39 protein-coding genes are annotated in these 17,432 nt (G+C 43.0%); all 39 read left to right on the top strand.

From position 1 onward, the window contains the following. The coding region (locus tag M0R80_25830; protein ID MCK9463058.1) for a hypothetical protein at positions 1-312 on the top strand (312 nt) is incomplete at its 5' end. Next, complete coding sequence (locus tag M0R80_25825) at positions 312-734, top strand: hypothetical protein (GenBank protein MCK9463057.1); 423 nt, start codon at positions 312-314, stop codon at positions 732-734. The genes M0R80_25830 and M0R80_25825, both read left to right, overlap by 1 nt. A gap of 185 nt (positions 735-919) precedes the next feature. Continuing rightward, positions 920-1,426 (top strand): hypothetical protein, encoded by a 507-nt coding sequence (locus tag M0R80_25820; GenBank protein MCK9463056.1) that lies wholly within the window; start codon positions 920-922, stop codon positions 1,424-1,426. A gap of 211 nt (positions 1,427-1,637) precedes the next feature. After that, positions 1,638-2,519 carry a hypothetical protein gene (locus M0R80_25815; protein MCK9463055.1) on the top strand — a complete coding sequence of 294 codons (882 nt, stop codon included), beginning with the start codon at positions 1,638-1,640 and terminating at the stop codon, positions 2,517-2,519. A gap of 11 nt (positions 2,520-2,530) precedes the next feature. Further along, complete coding sequence (locus tag M0R80_25810) at positions 2,531-2,788, top strand: hypothetical protein (GenBank protein ID MCK9463054.1); 258 nt, start codon at positions 2,531-2,533, stop codon at positions 2,786-2,788. 51 nt (positions 2,789-2,839) lie between these two features. Beyond that, positions 2,840-3,379 (top strand): hypothetical protein, encoded by a 540-nt coding sequence (locus M0R80_25805; GenBank protein MCK9463053.1) that lies wholly within the window; start codon positions 2,840-2,842, stop codon positions 3,377-3,379. Further along, on the top strand, positions 3,379-3,783 hold the full coding sequence (locus tag M0R80_25800) for a hypothetical protein (GenBank protein ID MCK9463052.1): 405 nt from the start codon (positions 3,379-3,381) through the stop codon (positions 3,781-3,783). Before M0R80_25805 ends, M0R80_25800 begins: the two co-directional genes overlap by 1 nt. Continuing rightward, positions 3,780-4,139, top strand: coding sequence for a hypothetical protein (locus M0R80_25795; GenBank protein MCK9463051.1), 360 nt, complete (start codon positions 3,780-3,782; stop codon positions 4,137-4,139). The genes M0R80_25800 and M0R80_25795 overlap by 4 nt, the downstream gene beginning before the upstream one ends. Before the next feature lie 11 nt (positions 4,140-4,150). After that, positions 4,151-4,414, top strand: coding sequence for a hypothetical protein (locus M0R80_25790; protein ID MCK9463050.1), 264 nt, complete (start codon positions 4,151-4,153; stop codon positions 4,412-4,414). Continuing rightward, positions 4,414-4,617 (top strand): hypothetical protein, encoded by a 204-nt coding sequence (locus M0R80_25785; protein MCK9463049.1) that lies wholly within the window; start codon positions 4,414-4,416, stop codon positions 4,615-4,617. Before M0R80_25790 ends, M0R80_25785 begins: the two co-directional genes overlap by 1 nt. After that, positions 4,617-4,799 (top strand): hypothetical protein, encoded by a 183-nt coding sequence (locus M0R80_25780; GenBank protein MCK9463048.1) that lies wholly within the window; start codon positions 4,617-4,619, stop codon positions 4,797-4,799. The genes M0R80_25785 and M0R80_25780 overlap by 1 nt, the downstream gene beginning before the upstream one ends. A gap of 9 nt (positions 4,800-4,808) precedes the next feature. Beyond that, positions 4,809-5,123 carry a hypothetical protein gene (locus tag M0R80_25775; GenBank protein ID MCK9463047.1) on the top strand — a complete coding sequence of 105 codons (315 nt, stop codon included), beginning with the start codon at positions 4,809-4,811 and terminating at the stop codon, positions 5,121-5,123. Next, on the top strand, positions 5,107-5,466 hold the full coding sequence (locus M0R80_25770) for a hypothetical protein (protein ID MCK9463046.1): 360 nt from the start codon (positions 5,107-5,109) through the stop codon (positions 5,464-5,466). Before M0R80_25775 ends, M0R80_25770 begins: the two co-directional genes overlap by 17 nt. A 39-nt stretch (positions 5,467-5,505) precedes the next feature. Then, positions 5,506-5,706, top strand: coding sequence for a hypothetical protein (locus tag M0R80_25765; GenBank protein ID MCK9463045.1), 201 nt, complete (start codon positions 5,506-5,508; stop codon positions 5,704-5,706). Next, positions 5,706-5,951: a hypothetical protein gene (locus M0R80_25760; GenBank protein MCK9463044.1), complete on the top strand. Its 246-nt coding sequence runs from the start codon at positions 5,706-5,708 to the stop codon at positions 5,949-5,951. Before M0R80_25765 ends, M0R80_25760 begins: the two co-directional genes overlap by 1 nt. Next, on the top strand, positions 5,948-6,184 hold the full coding sequence (locus M0R80_25755) for a hypothetical protein (protein MCK9463043.1): 237 nt from the start codon (positions 5,948-5,950) through the stop codon (positions 6,182-6,184). Before M0R80_25760 ends, M0R80_25755 begins: the two co-directional genes overlap by 4 nt. A gap of 317 nt (positions 6,185-6,501) precedes the next feature. Next, positions 6,502-6,759, top strand: coding sequence for a hypothetical protein (locus tag M0R80_25750; protein ID MCK9463042.1), 258 nt, complete (start codon positions 6,502-6,504; stop codon positions 6,757-6,759). Then, positions 6,744-6,947 carry a membrane protein insertion efficiency factor YidD gene (gene yidD / locus M0R80_25745; protein MCK9463041.1) on the top strand — a complete coding sequence of 68 codons (204 nt, stop codon included), beginning with the start codon at positions 6,744-6,746 and terminating at the stop codon, positions 6,945-6,947. Before M0R80_25750 ends, yidD begins: the two co-directional genes overlap by 16 nt. A 305-nt stretch (positions 6,948-7,252) precedes the next feature. Next, positions 7,253-8,359 carry a hypothetical protein gene (locus M0R80_25740; protein MCK9463040.1) on the top strand — a complete coding sequence of 369 codons (1,107 nt, stop codon included), beginning with the start codon at positions 7,253-7,255 and terminating at the stop codon, positions 8,357-8,359. After that, positions 8,356-8,850 carry a hypothetical protein gene (locus tag M0R80_25735; GenBank protein MCK9463039.1) on the top strand — a complete coding sequence of 165 codons (495 nt, stop codon included), beginning with the start codon at positions 8,356-8,358 and terminating at the stop codon, positions 8,848-8,850. Before M0R80_25740 ends, M0R80_25735 begins: the two co-directional genes overlap by 4 nt. After that, complete coding sequence (locus tag M0R80_25730; protein ID MCK9463038.1) at positions 8,850-9,077, top strand: hypothetical protein; 228 nt, start codon at positions 8,850-8,852, stop codon at positions 9,075-9,077. Before M0R80_25735 ends, M0R80_25730 begins: the two co-directional genes overlap by 1 nt. Then, a complete protein-coding gene (locus M0R80_25725) occupies positions 9,074-9,439 on the top strand; it encodes a hypothetical protein (protein MCK9463037.1) in 366 nt (121 codons plus the stop codon). The genes M0R80_25730 and M0R80_25725 overlap by 4 nt, the downstream gene beginning before the upstream one ends. Continuing rightward, positions 9,436-9,714: a hypothetical protein gene (locus M0R80_25720; GenBank protein ID MCK9463036.1), complete on the top strand. Its 279-nt coding sequence runs from the start codon at positions 9,436-9,438 to the stop codon at positions 9,712-9,714. The genes M0R80_25725 and M0R80_25720 overlap by 4 nt, the downstream gene beginning before the upstream one ends. Before the next feature lie 211 nt (positions 9,715-9,925). Then, entirely contained in the window at positions 9,926-10,603 is a 678-nt protein-coding gene (locus M0R80_25715) for a hypothetical protein (GenBank protein ID MCK9463035.1), read from the top strand. A 117-nt stretch (positions 10,604-10,720) separates the two neighbouring features. After that, positions 10,721-10,927: a hypothetical protein gene (locus M0R80_25710; GenBank protein ID MCK9463034.1), complete on the top strand. Its 207-nt coding sequence runs from the start codon at positions 10,721-10,723 to the stop codon at positions 10,925-10,927. 34 nt (positions 10,928-10,961) lie between these two features. Then, entirely contained in the window at positions 10,962-11,552 is a 591-nt protein-coding gene (locus M0R80_25705; protein ID MCK9463033.1) for a TrmH family RNA methyltransferase, read from the top strand. Next, a complete protein-coding gene (locus tag M0R80_25700; GenBank protein MCK9463032.1) occupies positions 11,549-11,806 on the top strand; it encodes a hypothetical protein in 258 nt (85 codons plus the stop codon). The genes M0R80_25705 and M0R80_25700 overlap by 4 nt, the downstream gene beginning before the upstream one ends. Beyond that, a complete protein-coding gene (locus M0R80_25695; GenBank protein ID MCK9463031.1) occupies positions 11,806-12,126 on the top strand; it encodes a hypothetical protein in 321 nt (106 codons plus the stop codon). The genes M0R80_25700 and M0R80_25695 overlap by 1 nt, the downstream gene beginning before the upstream one ends. After that, positions 12,123-12,278: a hypothetical protein gene (locus M0R80_25690; GenBank protein MCK9463030.1), complete on the top strand. Its 156-nt coding sequence runs from the start codon at positions 12,123-12,125 to the stop codon at positions 12,276-12,278. Before M0R80_25695 ends, M0R80_25690 begins: the two co-directional genes overlap by 4 nt. Continuing rightward, positions 12,278-12,424, top strand: a complete 147-nt coding sequence (locus M0R80_25685) for a hypothetical protein (protein ID MCK9463029.1) — start codon at positions 12,278-12,280, stop codon at positions 12,422-12,424. Before M0R80_25690 ends, M0R80_25685 begins: the two co-directional genes overlap by 1 nt. Continuing rightward, positions 12,421-12,894 (top strand): hypothetical protein, encoded by a 474-nt coding sequence (locus M0R80_25680; protein ID MCK9463028.1) that lies wholly within the window; start codon positions 12,421-12,423, stop codon positions 12,892-12,894. The genes M0R80_25685 and M0R80_25680 overlap by 4 nt, the downstream gene beginning before the upstream one ends. Then, positions 12,891-13,142, top strand: a complete 252-nt coding sequence (locus M0R80_25675) for a hypothetical protein (protein MCK9463027.1) — start codon at positions 12,891-12,893, stop codon at positions 13,140-13,142. The genes M0R80_25680 and M0R80_25675 overlap by 4 nt, the downstream gene beginning before the upstream one ends. Continuing rightward, positions 13,129-13,584 (top strand): hypothetical protein, encoded by a 456-nt coding sequence (locus tag M0R80_25670; GenBank protein MCK9463026.1) that lies wholly within the window; start codon positions 13,129-13,131, stop codon positions 13,582-13,584. Before M0R80_25675 ends, M0R80_25670 begins: the two co-directional genes overlap by 14 nt. Continuing rightward, positions 13,575-14,042 (top strand): hypothetical protein, encoded by a 468-nt coding sequence (locus M0R80_25665; GenBank protein ID MCK9463025.1) that lies wholly within the window; start codon positions 13,575-13,577, stop codon positions 14,040-14,042. Before M0R80_25670 ends, M0R80_25665 begins: the two co-directional genes overlap by 10 nt. 12 nt (positions 14,043-14,054) lie before the next feature. Next, on the top strand, positions 14,055-14,483 hold the full coding sequence (locus M0R80_25660) for a hypothetical protein (GenBank protein MCK9463024.1): 429 nt from the start codon (positions 14,055-14,057) through the stop codon (positions 14,481-14,483). Then, positions 14,480-14,950 carry a hypothetical protein gene (locus M0R80_25655; protein ID MCK9463023.1) on the top strand — a complete coding sequence of 157 codons (471 nt, stop codon included), beginning with the start codon at positions 14,480-14,482 and terminating at the stop codon, positions 14,948-14,950. Before M0R80_25660 ends, M0R80_25655 begins: the two co-directional genes overlap by 4 nt. Beyond that, a complete protein-coding gene (locus M0R80_25650) occupies positions 14,937-15,518 on the top strand; it encodes a hypothetical protein (GenBank protein ID MCK9463022.1) in 582 nt (193 codons plus the stop codon). Before M0R80_25655 ends, M0R80_25650 begins: the two co-directional genes overlap by 14 nt. Further along, the gene (locus M0R80_25645) at positions 15,515-16,135 is read left to right on the top strand and encodes a hypothetical protein (protein MCK9463021.1); all 621 of its coding nucleotides are present in this window, start codon (positions 15,515-15,517) and stop codon (positions 16,133-16,135) included. The genes M0R80_25650 and M0R80_25645 overlap by 4 nt, the downstream gene beginning before the upstream one ends. Before the next feature lie 53 nt (positions 16,136-16,188). Next, positions 16,189-17,432: hypothetical protein (locus M0R80_25640; protein ID MCK9463020.1), on the top strand; the 1,244-nt coding region annotated here is incomplete at its 3' end.

Raw genomic sequence — 17,432 nt, 5'->3', positions numbered from 1 at the left:
ATCTATTTCACGGATTACAGCGATCCTGAAAACACAGAAATAAGCAATTTTGATTTTGCTCATCCTGGCAAGTTGGTGGCTTATGATGGCAAGCTCACCAAGGAAGATTTTGCCAAATATGCCCAAACGATCAGTGGGCACTTCAGCGTCTTCTATCACGAAAAAGACCTTTTAGCAAAGGCTAGACCATATCAGTGGAGTGGAACAGGTTTGGTGCGAGAACTACATAATGGGCGATGGCCCTACTGTGCTGTTGAGGTTCCCAAAGAACTTTTGGGCAAGAAAGTTATCATCCAAGTGGTGGAGGAATAATGAGTGAACTAAATCTTGAAATCCTCAATAATATCGGCAAAAAAACTTGGCTTGTCGCCACATGCTCAATCATGTATGGCAACCAACTGCATTTTCGAGTCGATGGATTCCCGATGATAAAGTTTCATATTACCAAGGGCGGTAATCTGAAAGTTATTTATAATGAATGCAAAGACAAACCACACTACCCAGAGGATGCCGCTTTCCGATTTGCATCCTTTGCTGTGGGCAAAATTGTACGCTGGGAAAAGTTTGCCCTATATCTGCAAGCATGGGTGGCAATCAGTAATTTGCGTCTACAACTGGCAGGAAGATACAAAGAATTTGCTTTTGATCCTCACAAACACATCGTTCATTGGAATTGCGGAAACTGCAATATAGGAGTAGGCGATAAGTTGCCCTTGCGACTGCCTTTGGAATAAAATGCCAAAAGATATTTATCGTGGCAATGACAACCAAGGTAAGCCCCGGCTCGCCTACGCCCTAAGAATTTGGTGGATGACAGACGCAGAATTGCTAACAGAAACAGAACACAAAATTTGGTTGTCCGCTTTTGCCTCCAATAACCCCAGGTCTGATTATCATTGGCACGTTGATATGTGCTGGGATGAATGGACTCGCCGTGATAAAATTGATAAATATTCAGAAGCATATGACAATGCTTGCAAATCAACAGGATAAAATCATGACAATTACCCCAGTCAAACCACGGTCTCACTATCGGCACTACAGCAATCCCGATTGCCAAGGCTCACTAATGCGAGCCACGGCTTTGTGGCCAGGACAAGAAGCTGATGTAAGCAAATATGACAAATACGACAGATCATGTTGTTTTTTCTGCCAAGAAGAACCAAAGAAGCCAAAAGAAGTCGCTGTTCCCGCTGGTCTGGAAGTCGGTAGTGCCTATCTGGATCGTATGCTTGACTGGGACAGAGCTAAGGCAGAAGAAGCCTGGAAACACTTGTCGAATGGATTTAATTCTACCGATGATGAATTGATTGCCTTCGCCAAAGAATACTTTGGGGTGGATGTTGTAGCAGTACGAACCGTTTTCTACTTCAATCAGGCTACCGGCTACGATTGCCCCAGAATCGATTATCTCTATCGAAAGTAGTTTTCCTGTACATTGGGAAGATGAAAGGAACACCAAATGCTTCCAGCTATTTTTTTCATTCTGGCTCTATTGTGTGTCGTTGGTATGCCGTTTTGTGGGTTGTCCAAACGATATGGCGATATAGCAATTATGGTCATGTTCTTTACTTGTGTTGTTTGTGCGGGGATCGGAGCCATTTGTACCATATGTGTCATGATAGGGAAAAATTGAAATGAAGATCGGCACATTTACCATCGTTTGTGGCAATGCTCGCTGCAACGCAAGCTGCCCGTGCTGTGTCAGCAAAATGACGCCGCCCGCCGAAGATGTCAAAGAAGTTAATTGGCGTAACTTCGGCATTGCCTGCCAATTTGCCAAGGAAAGCGGGGCAACCACCGCACTCATCACTGGCAAAGGTGAGCCCACCCTTGCCCAATCGCTTCTCGGGCAATATATCAAGGAAGCCCGAAAACATTTTTGCTTCATCGAATTGCAAACCAATGGCATTATCTTTGAAGATGATCTTGGTTTGAAAATGGCAAAGCAATGGTATGAGGATGGGTTGACATTGGTTTCTATTTCCATTCTGCATCCCTATGTCGCTCCAAATTCGCAGGCCATGCGTCCTAATGGACCACAATACAATCCGTGGAAAATTGCCAACGATTTACACGAAATCGGTCTGTCAGTGCGTATGAACCTGACAATGACCACCCTTTTGTCGGATGGAATTATTGGCCCGGCCAGTGATGCGACCGCTCTCCATAACTTTGGGAAGTTTATCGACTTGGGGCGAAATAACGATGTTGAGCAATTGACCGCCCGGCCCGTCAACATGCCCGATGGTTGCGATAATGCCGTAGCTGAATGGGTTAAAACCCATAGCATTGAAGGCATTGACAAAATGTGTCAAGACTACCTCACGCTGAAGGGTGCCACTCCCTTGCTAAAATTAGGACATGGAGCTACAGTATATGATTGCCAAGGACAAAACATTTGCGTCAATAACTGCCTCACCGAATCCGAAGACCCCAATGATATTCGACAACTAATCTTCATGCCAAACGGTGGCTTGTTCTACTCTTGGCAATACAAAGGTGCCCGCATTCTGTAAGGGAAAACATCATGCCAAAAAAGAAAGTTAAAAAACACCCTGCAAAAAAAACAACCACCCTTGAAGAGGAGATGGAACTGGCACAAATTTTCATCGAAGACGCACGCCTAGCGAAAGACAAGGATGCTTGCAACAGTGCTTTGTTGCTCAGTATTGCTACTTCGCTCCACACCTTGTGCAAAATCATGTCTGGCGAAATTAGTGTCGCTATCCCTTGGGCTATTCCAGTAGATGTGTCCGAACCTCTGGAAGTTCGTCTACAAGACTGAGTTTTCCTGTACATTGGAGTGTAGTGTTGAAAGGGTTGAAAGGGTTGAATCATGCCAAAAACAGGATTGTTTGATAGTGATAAGTTGCTTGGTGACAATATCATCGCACACATGACAGTGATGCGAGAAGCCAATGAAACAGTAAAAAACTATTACTATTCAGTAAGTAAGCTCTGGCGGGCTGTGCAAGAATATCTATTTAGTTTCGGAAGAACTAAAGGGAAAAACTTCCGCAACTGTGCTTTGATCGACTGGCCTAAGGCTGGGGAGCGTGTGCATTGCTACAACTCTTGCTATGGAATTTCCCTGCACAGGGCTCATTTGGCTGGTCCTGAATTCACATTGGTTTATGAATGCTCCATTACATTCGATTGCGATGAAGACACCCCACGATGCCACCACGATTGCAATGACAACCCCATCTTCGAGCAGACCTTTGATATTGTGGTTCCCAAAGAACGGGAAATAAACTTCAATCAAAAAGCATTCGATGCTTGGATCAAACAAGAGGAAAAGAAAAAGGCAGAAGCACACAAAAAGCAAGACCTGAAAGAACTGGCCCGCTTGAAGAAATTGTGCGGAGAAAAATAATGAATTTCAACCAATACAAAACATTTTTCGCTGCCCACAAAGAAATCGAGGCATTGGCTTACGAATACGCCGCATTGGAAAAATCGCTCGACAAAAAATTGTCGGGAAAAGATTTTGATGATGATTATCCAATCGAGTATCAGGACAATGACGTAATTGTTCATTGGACCGAATACTGGGGTGGTAGCACCGATTACGGCTCTATCAGAATTGATATAGAAACACTTCTCGGTGATAAAGAGAAGTGGGCAGAAGGAATCAAGAATCGGTTGGCCTATGATGCCGAAGCCGAGATACGCAAAAAGGCAAGAGAAGAAAAAGAAGCAGAAGAAAGAAAAGCAAAAGCAAAAGAAAAAGCAATTGCCGATGCTAAAGAATTGTTGAAACAAGAGGGACTACTATGATTCCTGCAAAATTGATGCCTTTTGTTCAAATCCAAGATGTGATTGATCGATTCTGCGAAGTTACTGAATGGCAACACATAGATGCTGGGGTCGATTGGTCTAAGGGACAAGCCTTTGAGGTTCAGCATAGCGAATCTGGAATGCAGGGAGATGAGAATTACATCGTCCTGGTGGATTATCCCGAAGATTGGATTGATGAAGTGTCTTTAGATACGTCCTATCTGAGCCAAGCTGCTACCCACCATGAGCATAATGGGCACGATGTAATTGTGTTGCACTTTCAAGACATAGTTCTTTGGCTAATGAAACAAGGCGAATTAGAAACCCGAGATTCATGGTTTTACATGGATTGTTAAGGAAATTTGTTATGAGAATCAATGTAACTGCAAGAGGGCGAAAAGGCGATATTTCAAAATCCGCAGGAAGCTTGACCCTACGAACGGATTGCGATGGCGAAGCAGTCCAACTCAAATACCTCTACCAGGAATTGCGGGATGGTAACTTGGGATTTTGGGCTCCCCTTATGTTTGCTTGTCGCAAACACAAGTTGACAAAAACTCAAGAAAAAGTATTATCACAAATTGTCACGAAAGTTGCAAAAGAATTTCGTGCGGAGTGTGGAGAAAAATAATGGATAAACTAATCGCAGCCCTACAAATCTTCCTCAAATACGGCAACCCAAAATATCCAACTCATTGTGAACACGATGTTCTCTATATCAGCATCGACCCCGAATTGGTGTCAGAAGAGGATAAGAAAACACTTGATGAATTGGGCTTCTTCCACAGCAAATCGGAAGAATGCTTTATGTCCCATCGATTTGGATCGTGCTAATGATTAAAAATAAAATTTTTGATATGTTGGCTTGGGTCATCCTGATTATGGCTTGTTTCGCAATTTGCTCTTTAGTGTTGGCAGGATTTTTTGCCGCACCAATGGCTTTTGTGTGTGTTCTCATATTTATGGGCGTATTAGTTGCGGTGCTGTGGGCAATGAATCGACTTTTTCCACACTGAGGAAAAATAATGAGAGAATGGACACAAGGCGTTGAATTGTTCCGCAAAACCCTTATCAAGGCCCAGGAACAAAGAGAAAAGAAAAAAGGATGGGTCGATGACCCAATGAGCAATGACCAAGTTCCCGAGTGGATTGTCTTTGAACGACAAACTATGTTCGATCTGACCAATAAAGAAAGAGTATTAAATGGTTTGCCCCCTGTCACGATGAAAGAAATCCTCCGGGTAGAAAACTGTGCAAGTGGTCATATCGACTACACAAATAAATATGCACTTTACTGCCTGGAAATCTCAAGAGGAGAATTCGATGTCAGACGAATATAAAATCATCGCTCAGCTTATTCGTGAAACCCCCAAAGAAATCCTTCTTGCCGTTGTCAAGCATTGCGACGATGGATATGGAATCTTCGACCCCAGAGCATTTTTAGACTTGGGATTATCACCCAAAATTGTGGCCGAAGTCTTTGAAATTCACGAATCCGATCATTCTAGTCCTAAATCAACAATCTCCACTCCCGAAGGCTATCCCATCGAAGCACTCCAAGGTGTTCACGGCTTAGCCCTCTTGCAACTCATTGCCGGGGCTTTCGATATTCACAGCCCTTTCATCGGAAGAGGAAGGTCTGCCCGATTTTATCAGGAAGAATTGACAAAGGTGCTGGCATAGTTTTCCTGGCATAGTTTTCCTGTACATTGGAGTTATGAAATGAAAAAATCACCAACACTTCAGGGTGAGCTTCCCATCATCCCTGACCTTGATCGTCCTTATTCAATTGAGGAAGTAGCCCAATTGATGAGAGAAGCTTACGACTTGGGCAGGGCAACCAGGACTCCCGAACCATTAGAGCATGTTTGCCCTAAATGCGGGCACACTGAAAACAAATATGATTATGCCAAAGGCATGTAATGAAAACTGAAGCAGAAATCCGAGCAGATTGGGAAATGCGTGGCCAACCTGTAAAATCCGAAAAAGAATGGCGGGAATACTGTCTCAAACAATTCTATGCCGGGGTGCGTGAAGGACTAACCCGATTCGCATGGTGGAAAAACGGACAGCAATTTGTGGGCTCTTGTGGCACCACTTTGCAAACCGCCCTCAAGGAATTGGATACTGAGGAAAAAAAAGCCCTTGCCGAAATGAATCAACCATGAATTCAAAACAAAATGTTCTGGTCGCTTGCGTGCTTGGACAATTCGTTGGAGTGATTGTTCTTGCCATATTAGCTTTTGCTGAGGCAAACCCAATCGCAACTGGGTGTTGGATTGTGTTGCTGGGTGTGGTTTCATTCATAGAAATCTATGGGAATACCCATAAATTTTTCAAAATCTCTAATGCCATCTTTGGGACCGCCCTTGTTGTGCTGGGAATCATGCAGTTATTGTGAGAAATGCAAAAAAAGAATTGTCAGAAATTGAGGAGTCCATAGAACCTCGAATCTTTGAAAGAAGAAAATGAGCCAACTTGAACACATCAAAATTCTGATAAGTATTCTTCAAGTTCTTGGACTGCTTGCCATATTCATAGCCCCCAAATCACGCAAGGGTTTGGTCGCCGTCCTTGCAGGCATTCTCCCCGTAATTAGAATGTATATGCCACCAGTGACAACCTTGGATCAATTCGCTGCCGCTGCTGGCATAATTATGATTTTCTTAGGAATATGGCTCTCTTTTGTCGTAAGGAAACACGATGGGGGATCACAGAGTGGCTAAGTGGAACTTGCTAACCGATGATGAAAAATTATTGGCTAAACAAGATTACGAAGCAGGCAAAACCCTGCAAGAGATAGCAACCCAACTCGGTTGTTCCAAAGGACAAATACGATCCACCTTGCTCAAACAAGGCGTAGTCCTAAGACCATCGGGCTTTCAAGAAAAACCAGACACAACAAGGCGTGATGACCCATCAGAATATGAAATTTTAATGATGGCAAGGGAAATTCGCAGATGTCGTATTGCCTAATTAAATTAATTCAATTGTATCAGATGACCCTGCATTACATTATTGGTAGACATTGCCGATTCACACCCACTTGTAGCCATTACACAATTCAAGCGATTCAAAAATACGGAGCAATCAAAGGAAGTTGGAAAGGCGTCTGTCGTATCTGTCGATGCCGCCCTGGACACGGAGGTTATGACCCACCATGATTAGTCACCACTATCTTTGGCTTGCCTCTAGCCTCTTTGGATTGTTGCTATGCTTTATTTTGTATAAAATAGGCAAAGGCTACACTCCACTGGCCTCCGCTCTGGGCTATCATGGATCAACAGTCGTGTTGGCAACAGTTTTCACAATACTTGGAATTCCTGGTCCTTATTCTGTTCACTGCATTTGGTTTAATATCATTATGTGTTTGACCCATATTGGCTTACGACACATAGTAAAACAGCCAGAAATCTGCTATTGACTATTTCTCTTGACTTCCTCATAATCAGACAAAAAGGAGTTTGAAATGCTCGAAAGTATAATTGAAGCCATTCACGGCGAACGCAAAATGTCCCTCAACCATTGGAGGTATCGACTGCTCCATTGGGCTTTCGCCACTGATATGAAGATGATCTGGAAGGATGGTGCGGGCAGACTCCACAGCCCATTGCCCAACTACCTCTATACCCATTATTGCCCCCTGTTTCACCTAACTAACCTAATCATCCTCTTTGCCCCAATTATCCTGTTCGTCAAAGTGGTGTGGGCAATCGCAGTTATCGGCTATCATGTTTGCCTACACATAAAAGCCGGTATCCAGAAAACAATCAATCTCTATAGAAAACTAAGGCCCAAGAAAGAAAAAACCTCCATGCCCGAGGATGTGGCAATGGAAAAATATAGAGAAAGATTGCACCAAAAAGAACTTCGCTCTATCCCCACTTTGCTTGTCAGATTCGGCAGGGAAAACGACGCCTTCTTGACAGATTTTAGTCATTTTTATCATTACATCACCAGCCGATGCCACAGCTATTACGGCGGCAATGACGATGATCGTATCTGTTTTTCCACAGAAGAAGAAGTAAAGAAAATTTGGGAACAATTCGCCCCCAAGGTTAAAATCGCCCTGGAATCTCAAAAAGCACGCAAAGAAAAAATGCGGAAGACTATCGTTTTCTGGGTCAACTTCTCCCGCATATTCATCAAGGGCATTCTCAATACTTTTTACTTCGCCCTGTTCGCTGCCGTTATTTATATTACCTATCTATTCGGTTGGCCTGCTTGCAAATGGATGGGCAATGGCGTTGTTTGGGTAGTCACCGGACTTCTTTCTCTCGATTGGTTGGGCTGCCTCACTGGATTGGGCACCTTCCTGCTCCGTGTTGCCATCGGTCTAGCCACAGTTGGTGGTGTCGGTTGGCTGATCTATAAGTTTGTGCCACTCAACTTGCTTTGGGAAAAAACTTGCCCACCCTTCGTGGCTGTCGGAGATTTTGTAACTGCTTTCTTCCGATATGTCAAAAATATATTTGTTGGTATTTGGGAGTTTTGCAATATGTTCTATGAAGAAAATTGCCCGCCCATTATCATTGTCGATGACGCAGAAGCCGCAATCACAGAAGAAACAAAATGAAAGCCAAAATCACTAAAGAACTTGTTGAATCTCTTTCCAGTGATAAAATCACAAAAAAAGAATATGATAGAATCGTTGCCCTGATTACTGATAAGGCCAATGAAATCTGGCGTTTTATTTGTGAGGCCGCTGGCATAGAACTTGATTGGTGGGCATTTCGTAATGATATGTCCTACGGTCACGGCAATGGCTCAAGCGGCGGCGAATTCGATCCAGAAACAGATAAAGAATTCATTGAAATTACAGGCGATAGATCGTATGTCGATGATTGCCCATTCAATGAAGGCTTCCCCACCGAATACCTGTGGATGGAAAACTATCGGGATGTGGTCGTGGAAGAAATAGAAAAGGCAGAAAAAAAAGCCAAAGAAGCCAAGGCAAAAAAGAAACTCACCAAAGCCGAAAGTGCCGCTAAACGAAAAGAAATCCAAGACCAAATCAGAACCAAACTCTCCAAGGAAGAATTGAAACACATTCAATTCAAAAAATAATGGGATTCTTCAAACGAGAAAAAATTGAAATCGCTAAACGAGTCGCCAAGTATGTGCATTATCATTGCCGATTGTGCGACAAGGATTTCGCAAAAAAGATTGACGTAGATGAGAGTAAGCTTTCTGACATGACCACTTGGCATCAATGCGGCAGAGGTACGACCGGCATCGCTGATCTAAAAGGGGAAGTTACACTTTATTCCGATACGGAAAAGGAATTGATATGAAAAAGCATTGGTCACAATACTTTATGCTCACCGTTCTAATGCTTGCTTTTGCTAGCATCAGTTTGAACAGACCAATTCGTATCTTCTTTGCCTTGCCTACCGCAGAAGTCGATACAAATGATACGCCATGCTCCCCAATTCCAGCCGTTAATTTCGGAAATGGCTTCATCACAGTCTACCAAATTTTCCCCTGGTTGTGGAACTTGCCATCTAGCTTTAATGGGCCATCCCCTGATTCTAGTATGTTTATGATTGGTTGCATGGTGGGAGTTATTTCAATGATCTTCGCTGTCGCCTTCTATGTCGGCATTCCCATCCACTATGCCTGTAAAGCATGTGGCTTTAAAGGATTTAGTAAATGAGCATCATCATCGCCATCATCGTTTTGTTTGTTATCGTTTCTCTGGCCTGTTTCGGCAACTGCTCCGATAAAGCAGATGCCGAAAACTTTGAGAAAGATTGGCAACGATGGAAAAAAGATAAAACCCCCTTCCCAGAACCACGACCACGTAGCCAATTTGCTATTAAATTTGATGCATTCATTGATTGGATGATTGGCGAACCCTATAATGAAGCTCCTCCTCCCCCTTTTAAGCTGCCTACAAGGGAAAGAGACAGAGAAGAATGGAAGTTGTAGTATTCGGGCGAACTCAAACACAACGAAATGCCTTTCTCCGAACCACTACAACCGTGCTATGTAGATTGAATGCCTTTCACAGAGAAGATACTGACCAAATCCTCTTCGCTCTCGGATTGGAACGAAGCAAAGATTGGGAAAAAATAGAAATCGACAAATATACCACAGGTTGGAAAGCACCCGTTAAACCACAAACTAAATAGGAGAAATCATGCCCACTCTAGTAAGAGAACCCGCTGTTGTTGAAGCAAAACCAGAGCCCAATGCCGATGATATTGCATTCGCCAAAGAATGTTGTGATCGGTTGGGATACCACACACTTTTGAGTACCCTTAAAGGCGAAAATCCACACATTCTTGCCGAAGCCCTCAAAAAATTGGATATTCAACCCTTCTCCGATAAATCAGTGGCAAAATACAAACGCCGCAAAAGAATCACCGAAGGATTTAAACACCCCGTTACATTCTTTTTCACCCTCGGAATAGTATCCATTCTCTCTTGGATGATCGGCGGGCCAATCACTTCACTAATTTGTTGGTACTATGGATGCACCCTATTCGGACTTTGTGCCGGATGGTATGCACTCATTACTGCTGTCACTGGCTTTATTGCATTGATTGTCTTTGTCAATTGCACAGAAAATGTAAATGCTTATGATATTCGCTGGCGAAAAATTAGTCTCGATGAATATTCTAAACCCATCCCTGAATTCGCCCTACAAACTGCTCTTGATCTGAAAAAAGCATGTGGAGATAAAGTTAGTTTCTTTATCGATGAATTGGAAGTTATCAAAAGAAAACGTGACCCATTCCTGGTTGCCAAAGATAGATCAACATGGGAAGAGTTTTATATCGAAGTCTGGAATGAAGCTAAATTTGGCAAAAAATAATGCTTAAAATTATCCCAATAATAATAAGCACATTCGTTTGCTGGATAGGCTTCTTTAATTGTTGCCTCCCAACCTTCTTCCTTGGTGTTTTTACCCTGACTTTCTTCGCTTGTGATTATGGACAAAATAGAAGTATTTCCAATCGGAACAAAAATTATGCTGGGCGATGAAATCCCGGCTATCATTATCGGCGTCTGGATCGAAAAATCTGTCCAATATCATGTCGTCTGGTGGAGCGGACGTGAACGAAAATGTGAATGGGTGAGTGATATGGAATTCTCCACAACCGATGCTAATAAAATGACCATCGGTTTCTCTCCATAGTTTACATCCTCCCATTCTGGAGTATAATGGGAGCATGGAACCAATATCGGCTATCTATGGTAAGAATAAGTCCCCCGAAGGCAAACCACCAGCTATTGCCCTCATTCGGCCAAAATATCCCTACAATGTGGGGGCTGCCGTCAGAGCCGCAAGCTGCTTCGGTATAAAACAAGTCTGGTTTACTGGCGATAGGGTTTCTCTAAGCCCTACCTCAAAATATCGCCTCCCACGGGAAGAAAGGATGCGAGGCTATAAAGAAGTTGAACTAAGACAATTTGAATATGTCTTTGACCAATTTCCTAATGCCGTTCCTGTCGCTATCGAACTCAAAGATAATGCAGAAATCCTCCCCCATTTTGAGCATCCCGAAAATGCCCTCTATGTTTTCGGGCCAGAAGATGGATCGTTAGAAGGCAAACACCTTCAACATTGCCATCGTATCTGCATGATCCCCACAAAACACTGTGTAAACCTCTCTGCCGCTATCTACATCGTTCTCTACGATAGATACCTAAAAAGACTCAGAGACGGCTTGGAACAACCACCAGCCGCCTACGATTGCCTCAATGAACCAAGAGGCTTTTCCTCCGAACCACTCGAATTCTCCCAGGAATTGGTACAATGAAATTCAAAGACTATCTCAGCACTATCGTTGTACTGGTTTTGCTGGTCGTTACCTTCACTGGTTGCCCACCATCAAAGCAAAATCCCCTCAAACCTGTCGATACTTGTCCAAATCTTCGCTTGGATGATTGCAAATGGGATAATATCAAACACAATGGACATAATTATTTTGTGGTGCAAGTTGGAGAAAAATCAGCAAGCCGACCCCATATCACAGTCATCCACGATCCTGATTGCCCCTGCAAAGGAAAATAATGCAACTCTTCACAGATTTTGTAGATTATTTGATTGATGTCGTAGATTATTGGACCAGAAAACCCAAACAATTAGTCTGCGTCTTGGGTGTCGCAATTATCCTGTCTGTCACCCTTTACCAAATTTGCCAAGCACAACAACCAACCCCCAAAAAGAATATCGTTTCTGTCTCCGCAAGAAACCTAAGCCAAAATGTAAGACTCGATGGACACAAATACCATACCGTTGAAGTCAAAACAAGATTCTCAGGCGGCGAAGAACAAATTAGTGTGCAAATCCTCCACGATATGGATTGCCTCAAAAAGGACTTGCAAAAATGAGACAAAAACTAATTGATTATATCCAACAGTTGGATGTCCATAGAATCAATAAAATAATTGATTGCTTGCAACAATTGGGACAACAAGAAAGAGAATCACCCGAAGAAAAAGAAACCGCTAATAAAATAGCTGATCTTATCCTGGGAGAATAATGAAAAAATTTATAGCCATCATCGTCATTGCAACCCTAGCATGGACAACCTATCTGTTTGTTAATTGTCAATATAAATCACCTGCAACACACCCAGTAACACAAGAAGAGGAGCCCACTGTCCGCTGGTGGTGGTTCACGCAATGAATGCCGATGATTTAGATGAAGCTGATTACTTCCGATCCACCGATTATGATGGCACCCTAGTCTATGGCCGTAGATGCGGAGATGGTCTATACTTTATCGACTTCGATAGCACCAAAAATCCTCATTCCTTATCCATTCCTATCGATGAATGGGAAAGACCAGTTGAACATATTTCCTTCCAAGCCGCTGTCGCTCTGCTTGTTGAACAATGCACACAAAATAACCAAGCTGTCGAAGAAATCAATACAAGCAATACCATCGACGGCGAAAAACTAGAACCAGGACAGTTTTTCATAGACCTAAGCGATGATGCCGTGGGTCGTAGATTCGAGAAACCTGAAGATATAGTTATCTTTCTCACCAAAAGCCGCTATGCATGGATGGATAATAGTTGTTCATTACACGAAGAACAAGTCGTCCCCCTCACATTTCATCAAGCTGTCCTCTGGCTCGTGCAATCACTCACATGAACCAAAAATTATACAAATTCCTGAAATTCCTCCATATTGTCGATTCCTGCCCAAATTGCGATAGTGCTTGGACAGGTGGATGCCCTAACCCCGAAGATCGAACCACTTGCATCGTTTGCGGTGATAAAGAAAGCAAAATCACCGGCTGGGTCTGGGGAAAAGTGGTCGATCCGTTCTGCTGGCTCGGTCAACATAATGTGGCAAGAAATCTGAAGCTGAAAAACGTTCTTGCAAATGAAAACAAATGAACTAACTAATGGACAATACTTCAAACAAGAAGTGGGCGTAGGACGTAAAATCGACCTCCCCACTATGAACATTATTGTCTATTTCCACCAAGAACGTACATGGAGCTATGCAAGCAATGATGAGTGCGAACCCCTCACCTTTGATGAAGCTATCCTCGAAACTGTTCAAAATTGTATAAAATACCCACAACCAGTTGAGCCTATCCCCGAAAATACCGTTAAACTACACCAATTGTCAAATAGACATTTTTGCATCGATGTTGAGGTTGGACAAGTTTGCCGTAAATTGTCTCTAGGCGTAAATAATACAATCCTTGTCTATTTCGATGATGGACCAGAACCAGTATTTGTGAGCGTAAGATGTAGCATCGGAAATTGGAAAGTTATACCTATCTCCCTACAACAGGGTTTGCTCCATATCATTGAACAAACATGCAAATAAAAGCCCAAAACCTCGCAAATGGACAATGGTTCGTGGAACGCACTCTCTGTTCCCCTCATACCATCGTTGCACGTAAAGTTAATAATACCGTTGTCTACTTCTTGCCCGAAACTGGTACTCTCTCCGAAAAAGCCTCTAATTGGAATGACATCACCGTTGAACAAGCTGATTTCCAAACTATTATCCTCCTCCTCACTAAAGCATGTGCTGATAATAACCAACCCGTTGATGAAATAAACCAAAAACGAGCCTATATCAAAGACCTAACACCCGGACAATTCTTCCGCCAACCAACTGGAAAATGCGGACGTATCTTTCCAGATGGATTAATCGTTTATCTAAACAATTCCTCCATCTTCTGGGCCGATGCTAAAGCTTGGGCAGGCTGCGAAGTACAAATCGTCTCATTGCCACAAATTATGTTGTCGTTACTTACTGATTTCTACGCTTTTTCCTAAAGGAGTCGCAAAATGAACATGCAAGACCTCAAACACGGTCAATATTTCCAACACGCTGATGTTGTCGGCAGAGTAGTCGATAAACATGCTGTCTACTTCAATGCCCCCAATACCTTCGACCTCAAAGAAGCTTGGTGCAATATCGATGTTACACCCGTCGATTTCCAAACCGTTATCCTGCTCCTTATTAACCATTGTATCAAAAGTGAGCAAGATACCGTCCCACAACAAAATACCGATGCCGTCAGCCCCTCTACCCTCAAACCTAAACAATTCTTTGTCGATAAACGTGGTGCCGTAGGCTTCGTCTATAATGATAAAGCTTGCTACCTCTCCGATTCAAATTCCTTCATCTACGATCAAACCAAAAATATCCCCATCTGCGTCCCCGTCACCATGCAACAAGCTGCACTCGCTATCGCCCAAAAATTCCTAGCATGAAAGTTAAAGGATTAAAACACGGTCAGTATTTCCAGTGTGGTAATATCGTCGCCCGATACGTTACCCCCAGCGACAATGAACCACTCGTTCTCTATTTCAATGATAAATCAACTATCAAAATAGAAACAGAATGCACTGATTACTTTAAATTGGCTGCCTTCTGGGAAAATGTGGAAGTTACTCCCATCGACTTCCAAACCGCCGTACTACTGCTCGTGAAAGAATGCTTGCAAATTAACCAATACGAAACCCTCGAACCACACCAATCTAAAGCCACTACCCTCCCCAGAGGACAATACTTTATGGAACGTGAACGAGTTGGAAGAGTTTTCGAGGATAAAGTATTCTATTTGCAACAAAGCGAATGCGGCTGCTGGAATTATGCCGGAAGAATGACGGAACCAATCATCCCCGTAACCATCCAACAAGCTGTCCTGTTCCTCGCCCAAAAATATGCAAAAAGTTAAAGAACTAACATTCGGACAGTTCTTTCAGTGCGAGGATATTATTGCTCGGCTCTTGGGAGGGTTCGTTGTCTTCTTTAATAGTAAACTTATCCTCCATAACCAAATAAGCTGCTGCGATTCCTACGAAAATTGGAAAGAAGAAAACGTAACCCCCATCGACTTGCAAACCGCTGTCCTACTACTGGTTAAAGAATGCCTCATAACCAATGACGCCGTTCCAGAAATCGATTATACTAAAGTCGATGCCACTACCCTAAAACCTGGACAATTCCTGCTCCACGAACGAGTGGGGCTTGTATTCAATAATGAAAGCGTTTGCTATCTCCACGAAGATGGTTGGGATGACCTCAAAGACCTGCATCAAGTTGTCCCACTCACTATGCACCAAGCCGTTCTCCTCGTCGCTCAAGATTTAGTAGGAAAAACCGCAACCATCCCCAGAATTAAATTATTCCCACCACCTATCACTTTCAATAAAAATTCCTGGTATATAAAATATAAAGAAGCAGAATACCAAGAAGTCTACGAACAATACTACCTCCAACACGCAGGTAAATACTGGAAATGATCTGCTCCAATTGCCACCAACCAGCTACCAACCAATTCGCTGCATATTTTCATAACAATTATTATGCCGTCTGTGAAAAATGTGCTAATCTTATCCCAGAAGAACCTGAAACCACTATCGGTATCAAACTCTATCAAAAAATTGGTGATAATGCTGTCCCCTATAAATTATTAACCATCCATAACATTATTAAATACTGGCCAAGCTTCGGACTCACTGTGCTTAAATTGCCAGCCCTCACAGAAAAAGACCTCAAAGACCTAAATGATAATGAAATCAAAATCCTCGCAGAACAACTAAGAGAATTCGCACTCCATAATCCCCTTATTAACCAAAACTATCCGCCCTATTGGCAAGCTTGGCAAGAACACGGCTTCGCTTGCCCCTATGCCTATAAAGGAAAAATATTCACTGTCTTTCTTACCTATGGAGATGGTGAATGGAGTTTCTCTATCTCAAGCCCCTATATGCACCCTCTCCCCGATGACTTCTGTAAACAAATCGCAAGTATCTTTCTCCCTGATGGCGATTATGATATGTTTAAAGTAAGCCCTAATTCCCCCACTACCCAATTCCACGCAAAACCCCTAAATAAACAAGACTTGACAAAAAAATAAAAACATGTGTATAGTAGACTACAAATGTAGTCCACCAAAAAAGGAGTAATCACATGAGAAAGCTGACGTTTGAAACCCTCGAACACAGACAATTACTCAGCGTCGGACTCCAACCCCATCCCTTTGTTGATCTGGCCAGAACCGTTGTAGCCCCACAAGCAAAATTAGTAACCGTAAGCATCGCACCCTATCTCATTACCACAAATACAACCGCTAATCTCATCGTCAACCTCTCTACACCAGTCAATCGACAAATATCTATCACCGTCTTTACCGCCGATAGAACTGCCCAAGCAAATATTAACTACCTCCCTGTCCAAAAAACTATTGTCTTCGCACCTAATCAAACTAGCATAACTATTCCTGTAACTATCCTGCAAGGAAATGCTGTAGATTCTTGGTTCGCTGTCAATATTACCCACGTCGTAGATAAAGCACATCGAGCAGGCGTCACACAACGTATCGCCTTCGTCGTTATACCTGCCTCTAATGTCCCCGTAGGAAATCAAATTATTAAACCAGTTGAACTCACTGGTATGATTGCTAATCCAAATATCGGATACCAAACCTTCTATGAATCCTCCGATAATGATCCTAATACTCGTAGTGGAACAGTTAAATCAAATACTTATTACTCCAGATTCGATTGGTCTGATATAGAACCATCCCTCGGAAAGTATAATTGGGCTCCCATTGATCGTGAATATGCCGCCGCACAGGCCGCAGGACAAAAATTCGCATTCCGTATTATGCCCTTTGAAGATGGAAATGCCGGTCCCTCTGCCTATAAAAATGCCGGATTGCCAGGATTCTCCTTCTCCGTACAAGGTGGTGTAAATACTTGGGTGCCCGATTATAATAACCCTGCCGTCCAATCTCATATCCTAAAATTTATCAATGCCCTCGGCACAAGATATGGAACCTATAACCTCGATAGCGTTGATGTTGGTATGGTCGGAAGATGGGGCGAAATGCATTACTATCAATGCTCTCCCGAACCGCCACGACCTACGCTCGCATCTTGGCAAATTATCGTCAATGCCTTCCAAAACCACTTCTCTTGCCCACTACTCGTAAATACCGATGCCGTTGAAACTCAACCCAATGTCTGGAAGTGGTTCATGGACAAAGGATTAGGATGGAGAGATGATGGATGGTCAGAAAATTGGGAAATGAATACCTTTTTGCCTACCGTTATCGCCGCCTCTCCAAATCAATGGAAAATTGCACCCGTTATCCTAGAACCAAGCGGTACTATGGTCAATTCTGCCGCTTGGTACAGTGCTATCCAATGGGC

The sequence above is a fragment of the Pseudomonadota bacterium genome, from assembly GCA_023229365.1.
Lineage (GTDB): Bacteria > Myxococcota_A > Polyangia > JAAYKL01 > JAAYKL01 > JALNZK01.
Note: the sequence above shows the minus strand (reverse complement) of the source record. Positions and strands in the feature narration are given on the sequence as shown.

Coding starts and splice junctions, on each gene's coding strand:
- M0R80_25825 (MCK9463057.1), top strand. CDS start 312: ATGAGTGAACTAAATCTTGAAATCCTCAATAATATCGGCAAAAAAACT.
- M0R80_25820 (MCK9463056.1), top strand. CDS start 920: ATGAATGGACTCGCCGTGATAAAATTGATAAATATTCAGAAGCATATG.
- M0R80_25815 (MCK9463055.1), top strand. CDS start 1,638: ATGAAGATCGGCACATTTACCATCGTTTGTGGCAATGCTCGCTGCAAC.
- M0R80_25810 (MCK9463054.1), top strand. CDS start 2,531: ATGCCAAAAAAGAAAGTTAAAAAACACCCTGCAAAAAAAACAACCACC.
- M0R80_25805 (MCK9463053.1), top strand. CDS start 2,840: ATGCCAAAAACAGGATTGTTTGATAGTGATAAGTTGCTTGGTGACAAT.
- M0R80_25800 (MCK9463052.1), top strand. CDS start 3,379: ATGAATTTCAACCAATACAAAACATTTTTCGCTGCCCACAAAGAAATC.
- M0R80_25795 (MCK9463051.1), top strand. CDS start 3,780: ATGATTCCTGCAAAATTGATGCCTTTTGTTCAAATCCAAGATGTGATT.
- M0R80_25790 (MCK9463050.1), top strand. CDS start 4,151: ATGAGAATCAATGTAACTGCAAGAGGGCGAAAAGGCGATATTTCAAAA.
- M0R80_25785 (MCK9463049.1), top strand. CDS start 4,414: ATGGATAAACTAATCGCAGCCCTACAAATCTTCCTCAAATACGGCAAC.
- M0R80_25780 (MCK9463048.1), top strand. CDS start 4,617: ATGATTAAAAATAAAATTTTTGATATGTTGGCTTGGGTCATCCTGATT.
- M0R80_25775 (MCK9463047.1), top strand. CDS start 4,809: ATGAGAGAATGGACACAAGGCGTTGAATTGTTCCGCAAAACCCTTATC.
- M0R80_25770 (MCK9463046.1), top strand. CDS start 5,107: ATGTCAGACGAATATAAAATCATCGCTCAGCTTATTCGTGAAACCCCC.
- M0R80_25765 (MCK9463045.1), top strand. CDS start 5,506: ATGAAAAAATCACCAACACTTCAGGGTGAGCTTCCCATCATCCCTGAC.
- M0R80_25760 (MCK9463044.1), top strand. CDS start 5,706: ATGAAAACTGAAGCAGAAATCCGAGCAGATTGGGAAATGCGTGGCCAA.
- M0R80_25755 (MCK9463043.1), top strand. CDS start 5,948: ATGAATTCAAAACAAAATGTTCTGGTCGCTTGCGTGCTTGGACAATTC.
- yidD (MCK9463041.1), top strand. CDS start 6,744: ATGTCGTATTGCCTAATTAAATTAATTCAATTGTATCAGATGACCCTG.
- M0R80_25740 (MCK9463040.1), top strand. CDS start 7,253: ATGCTCGAAAGTATAATTGAAGCCATTCACGGCGAACGCAAAATGTCC.
- M0R80_25735 (MCK9463039.1), top strand. CDS start 8,356: ATGAAAGCCAAAATCACTAAAGAACTTGTTGAATCTCTTTCCAGTGAT.
- M0R80_25730 (MCK9463038.1), top strand. CDS start 8,850: ATGGGATTCTTCAAACGAGAAAAAATTGAAATCGCTAAACGAGTCGCC.
- M0R80_25725 (MCK9463037.1), top strand. CDS start 9,074: ATGAAAAAGCATTGGTCACAATACTTTATGCTCACCGTTCTAATGCTT.
- M0R80_25720 (MCK9463036.1), top strand. CDS start 9,436: ATGAGCATCATCATCGCCATCATCGTTTTGTTTGTTATCGTTTCTCTG.
- M0R80_25715 (MCK9463035.1), top strand. CDS start 9,926: ATGCCCACTCTAGTAAGAGAACCCGCTGTTGTTGAAGCAAAACCAGAG.
- M0R80_25710 (MCK9463034.1), top strand. CDS start 10,721: ATGGACAAAATAGAAGTATTTCCAATCGGAACAAAAATTATGCTGGGC.
- M0R80_25705 (MCK9463033.1), top strand. CDS start 10,962: ATGGAACCAATATCGGCTATCTATGGTAAGAATAAGTCCCCCGAAGGC.
- M0R80_25700 (MCK9463032.1), top strand. CDS start 11,549: ATGAAATTCAAAGACTATCTCAGCACTATCGTTGTACTGGTTTTGCTG.
- M0R80_25695 (MCK9463031.1), top strand. CDS start 11,806: ATGCAACTCTTCACAGATTTTGTAGATTATTTGATTGATGTCGTAGAT.
- M0R80_25690 (MCK9463030.1), top strand. CDS start 12,123: ATGAGACAAAAACTAATTGATTATATCCAACAGTTGGATGTCCATAGA.
- M0R80_25685 (MCK9463029.1), top strand. CDS start 12,278: ATGAAAAAATTTATAGCCATCATCGTCATTGCAACCCTAGCATGGACA.
- M0R80_25680 (MCK9463028.1), top strand. CDS start 12,421: ATGAATGCCGATGATTTAGATGAAGCTGATTACTTCCGATCCACCGAT.
- M0R80_25675 (MCK9463027.1), top strand. CDS start 12,891: ATGAACCAAAAATTATACAAATTCCTGAAATTCCTCCATATTGTCGAT.
- M0R80_25670 (MCK9463026.1), top strand. CDS start 13,129: ATGAAAACAAATGAACTAACTAATGGACAATACTTCAAACAAGAAGTG.
- M0R80_25665 (MCK9463025.1), top strand. CDS start 13,575: ATGCAAATAAAAGCCCAAAACCTCGCAAATGGACAATGGTTCGTGGAA.
- M0R80_25660 (MCK9463024.1), top strand. CDS start 14,055: ATGAACATGCAAGACCTCAAACACGGTCAATATTTCCAACACGCTGAT.
- M0R80_25655 (MCK9463023.1), top strand. CDS start 14,480: ATGAAAGTTAAAGGATTAAAACACGGTCAGTATTTCCAGTGTGGTAAT.
- M0R80_25650 (MCK9463022.1), top strand. CDS start 14,937: ATGCAAAAAGTTAAAGAACTAACATTCGGACAGTTCTTTCAGTGCGAG.
- M0R80_25645 (MCK9463021.1), top strand. CDS start 15,515: ATGATCTGCTCCAATTGCCACCAACCAGCTACCAACCAATTCGCTGCA.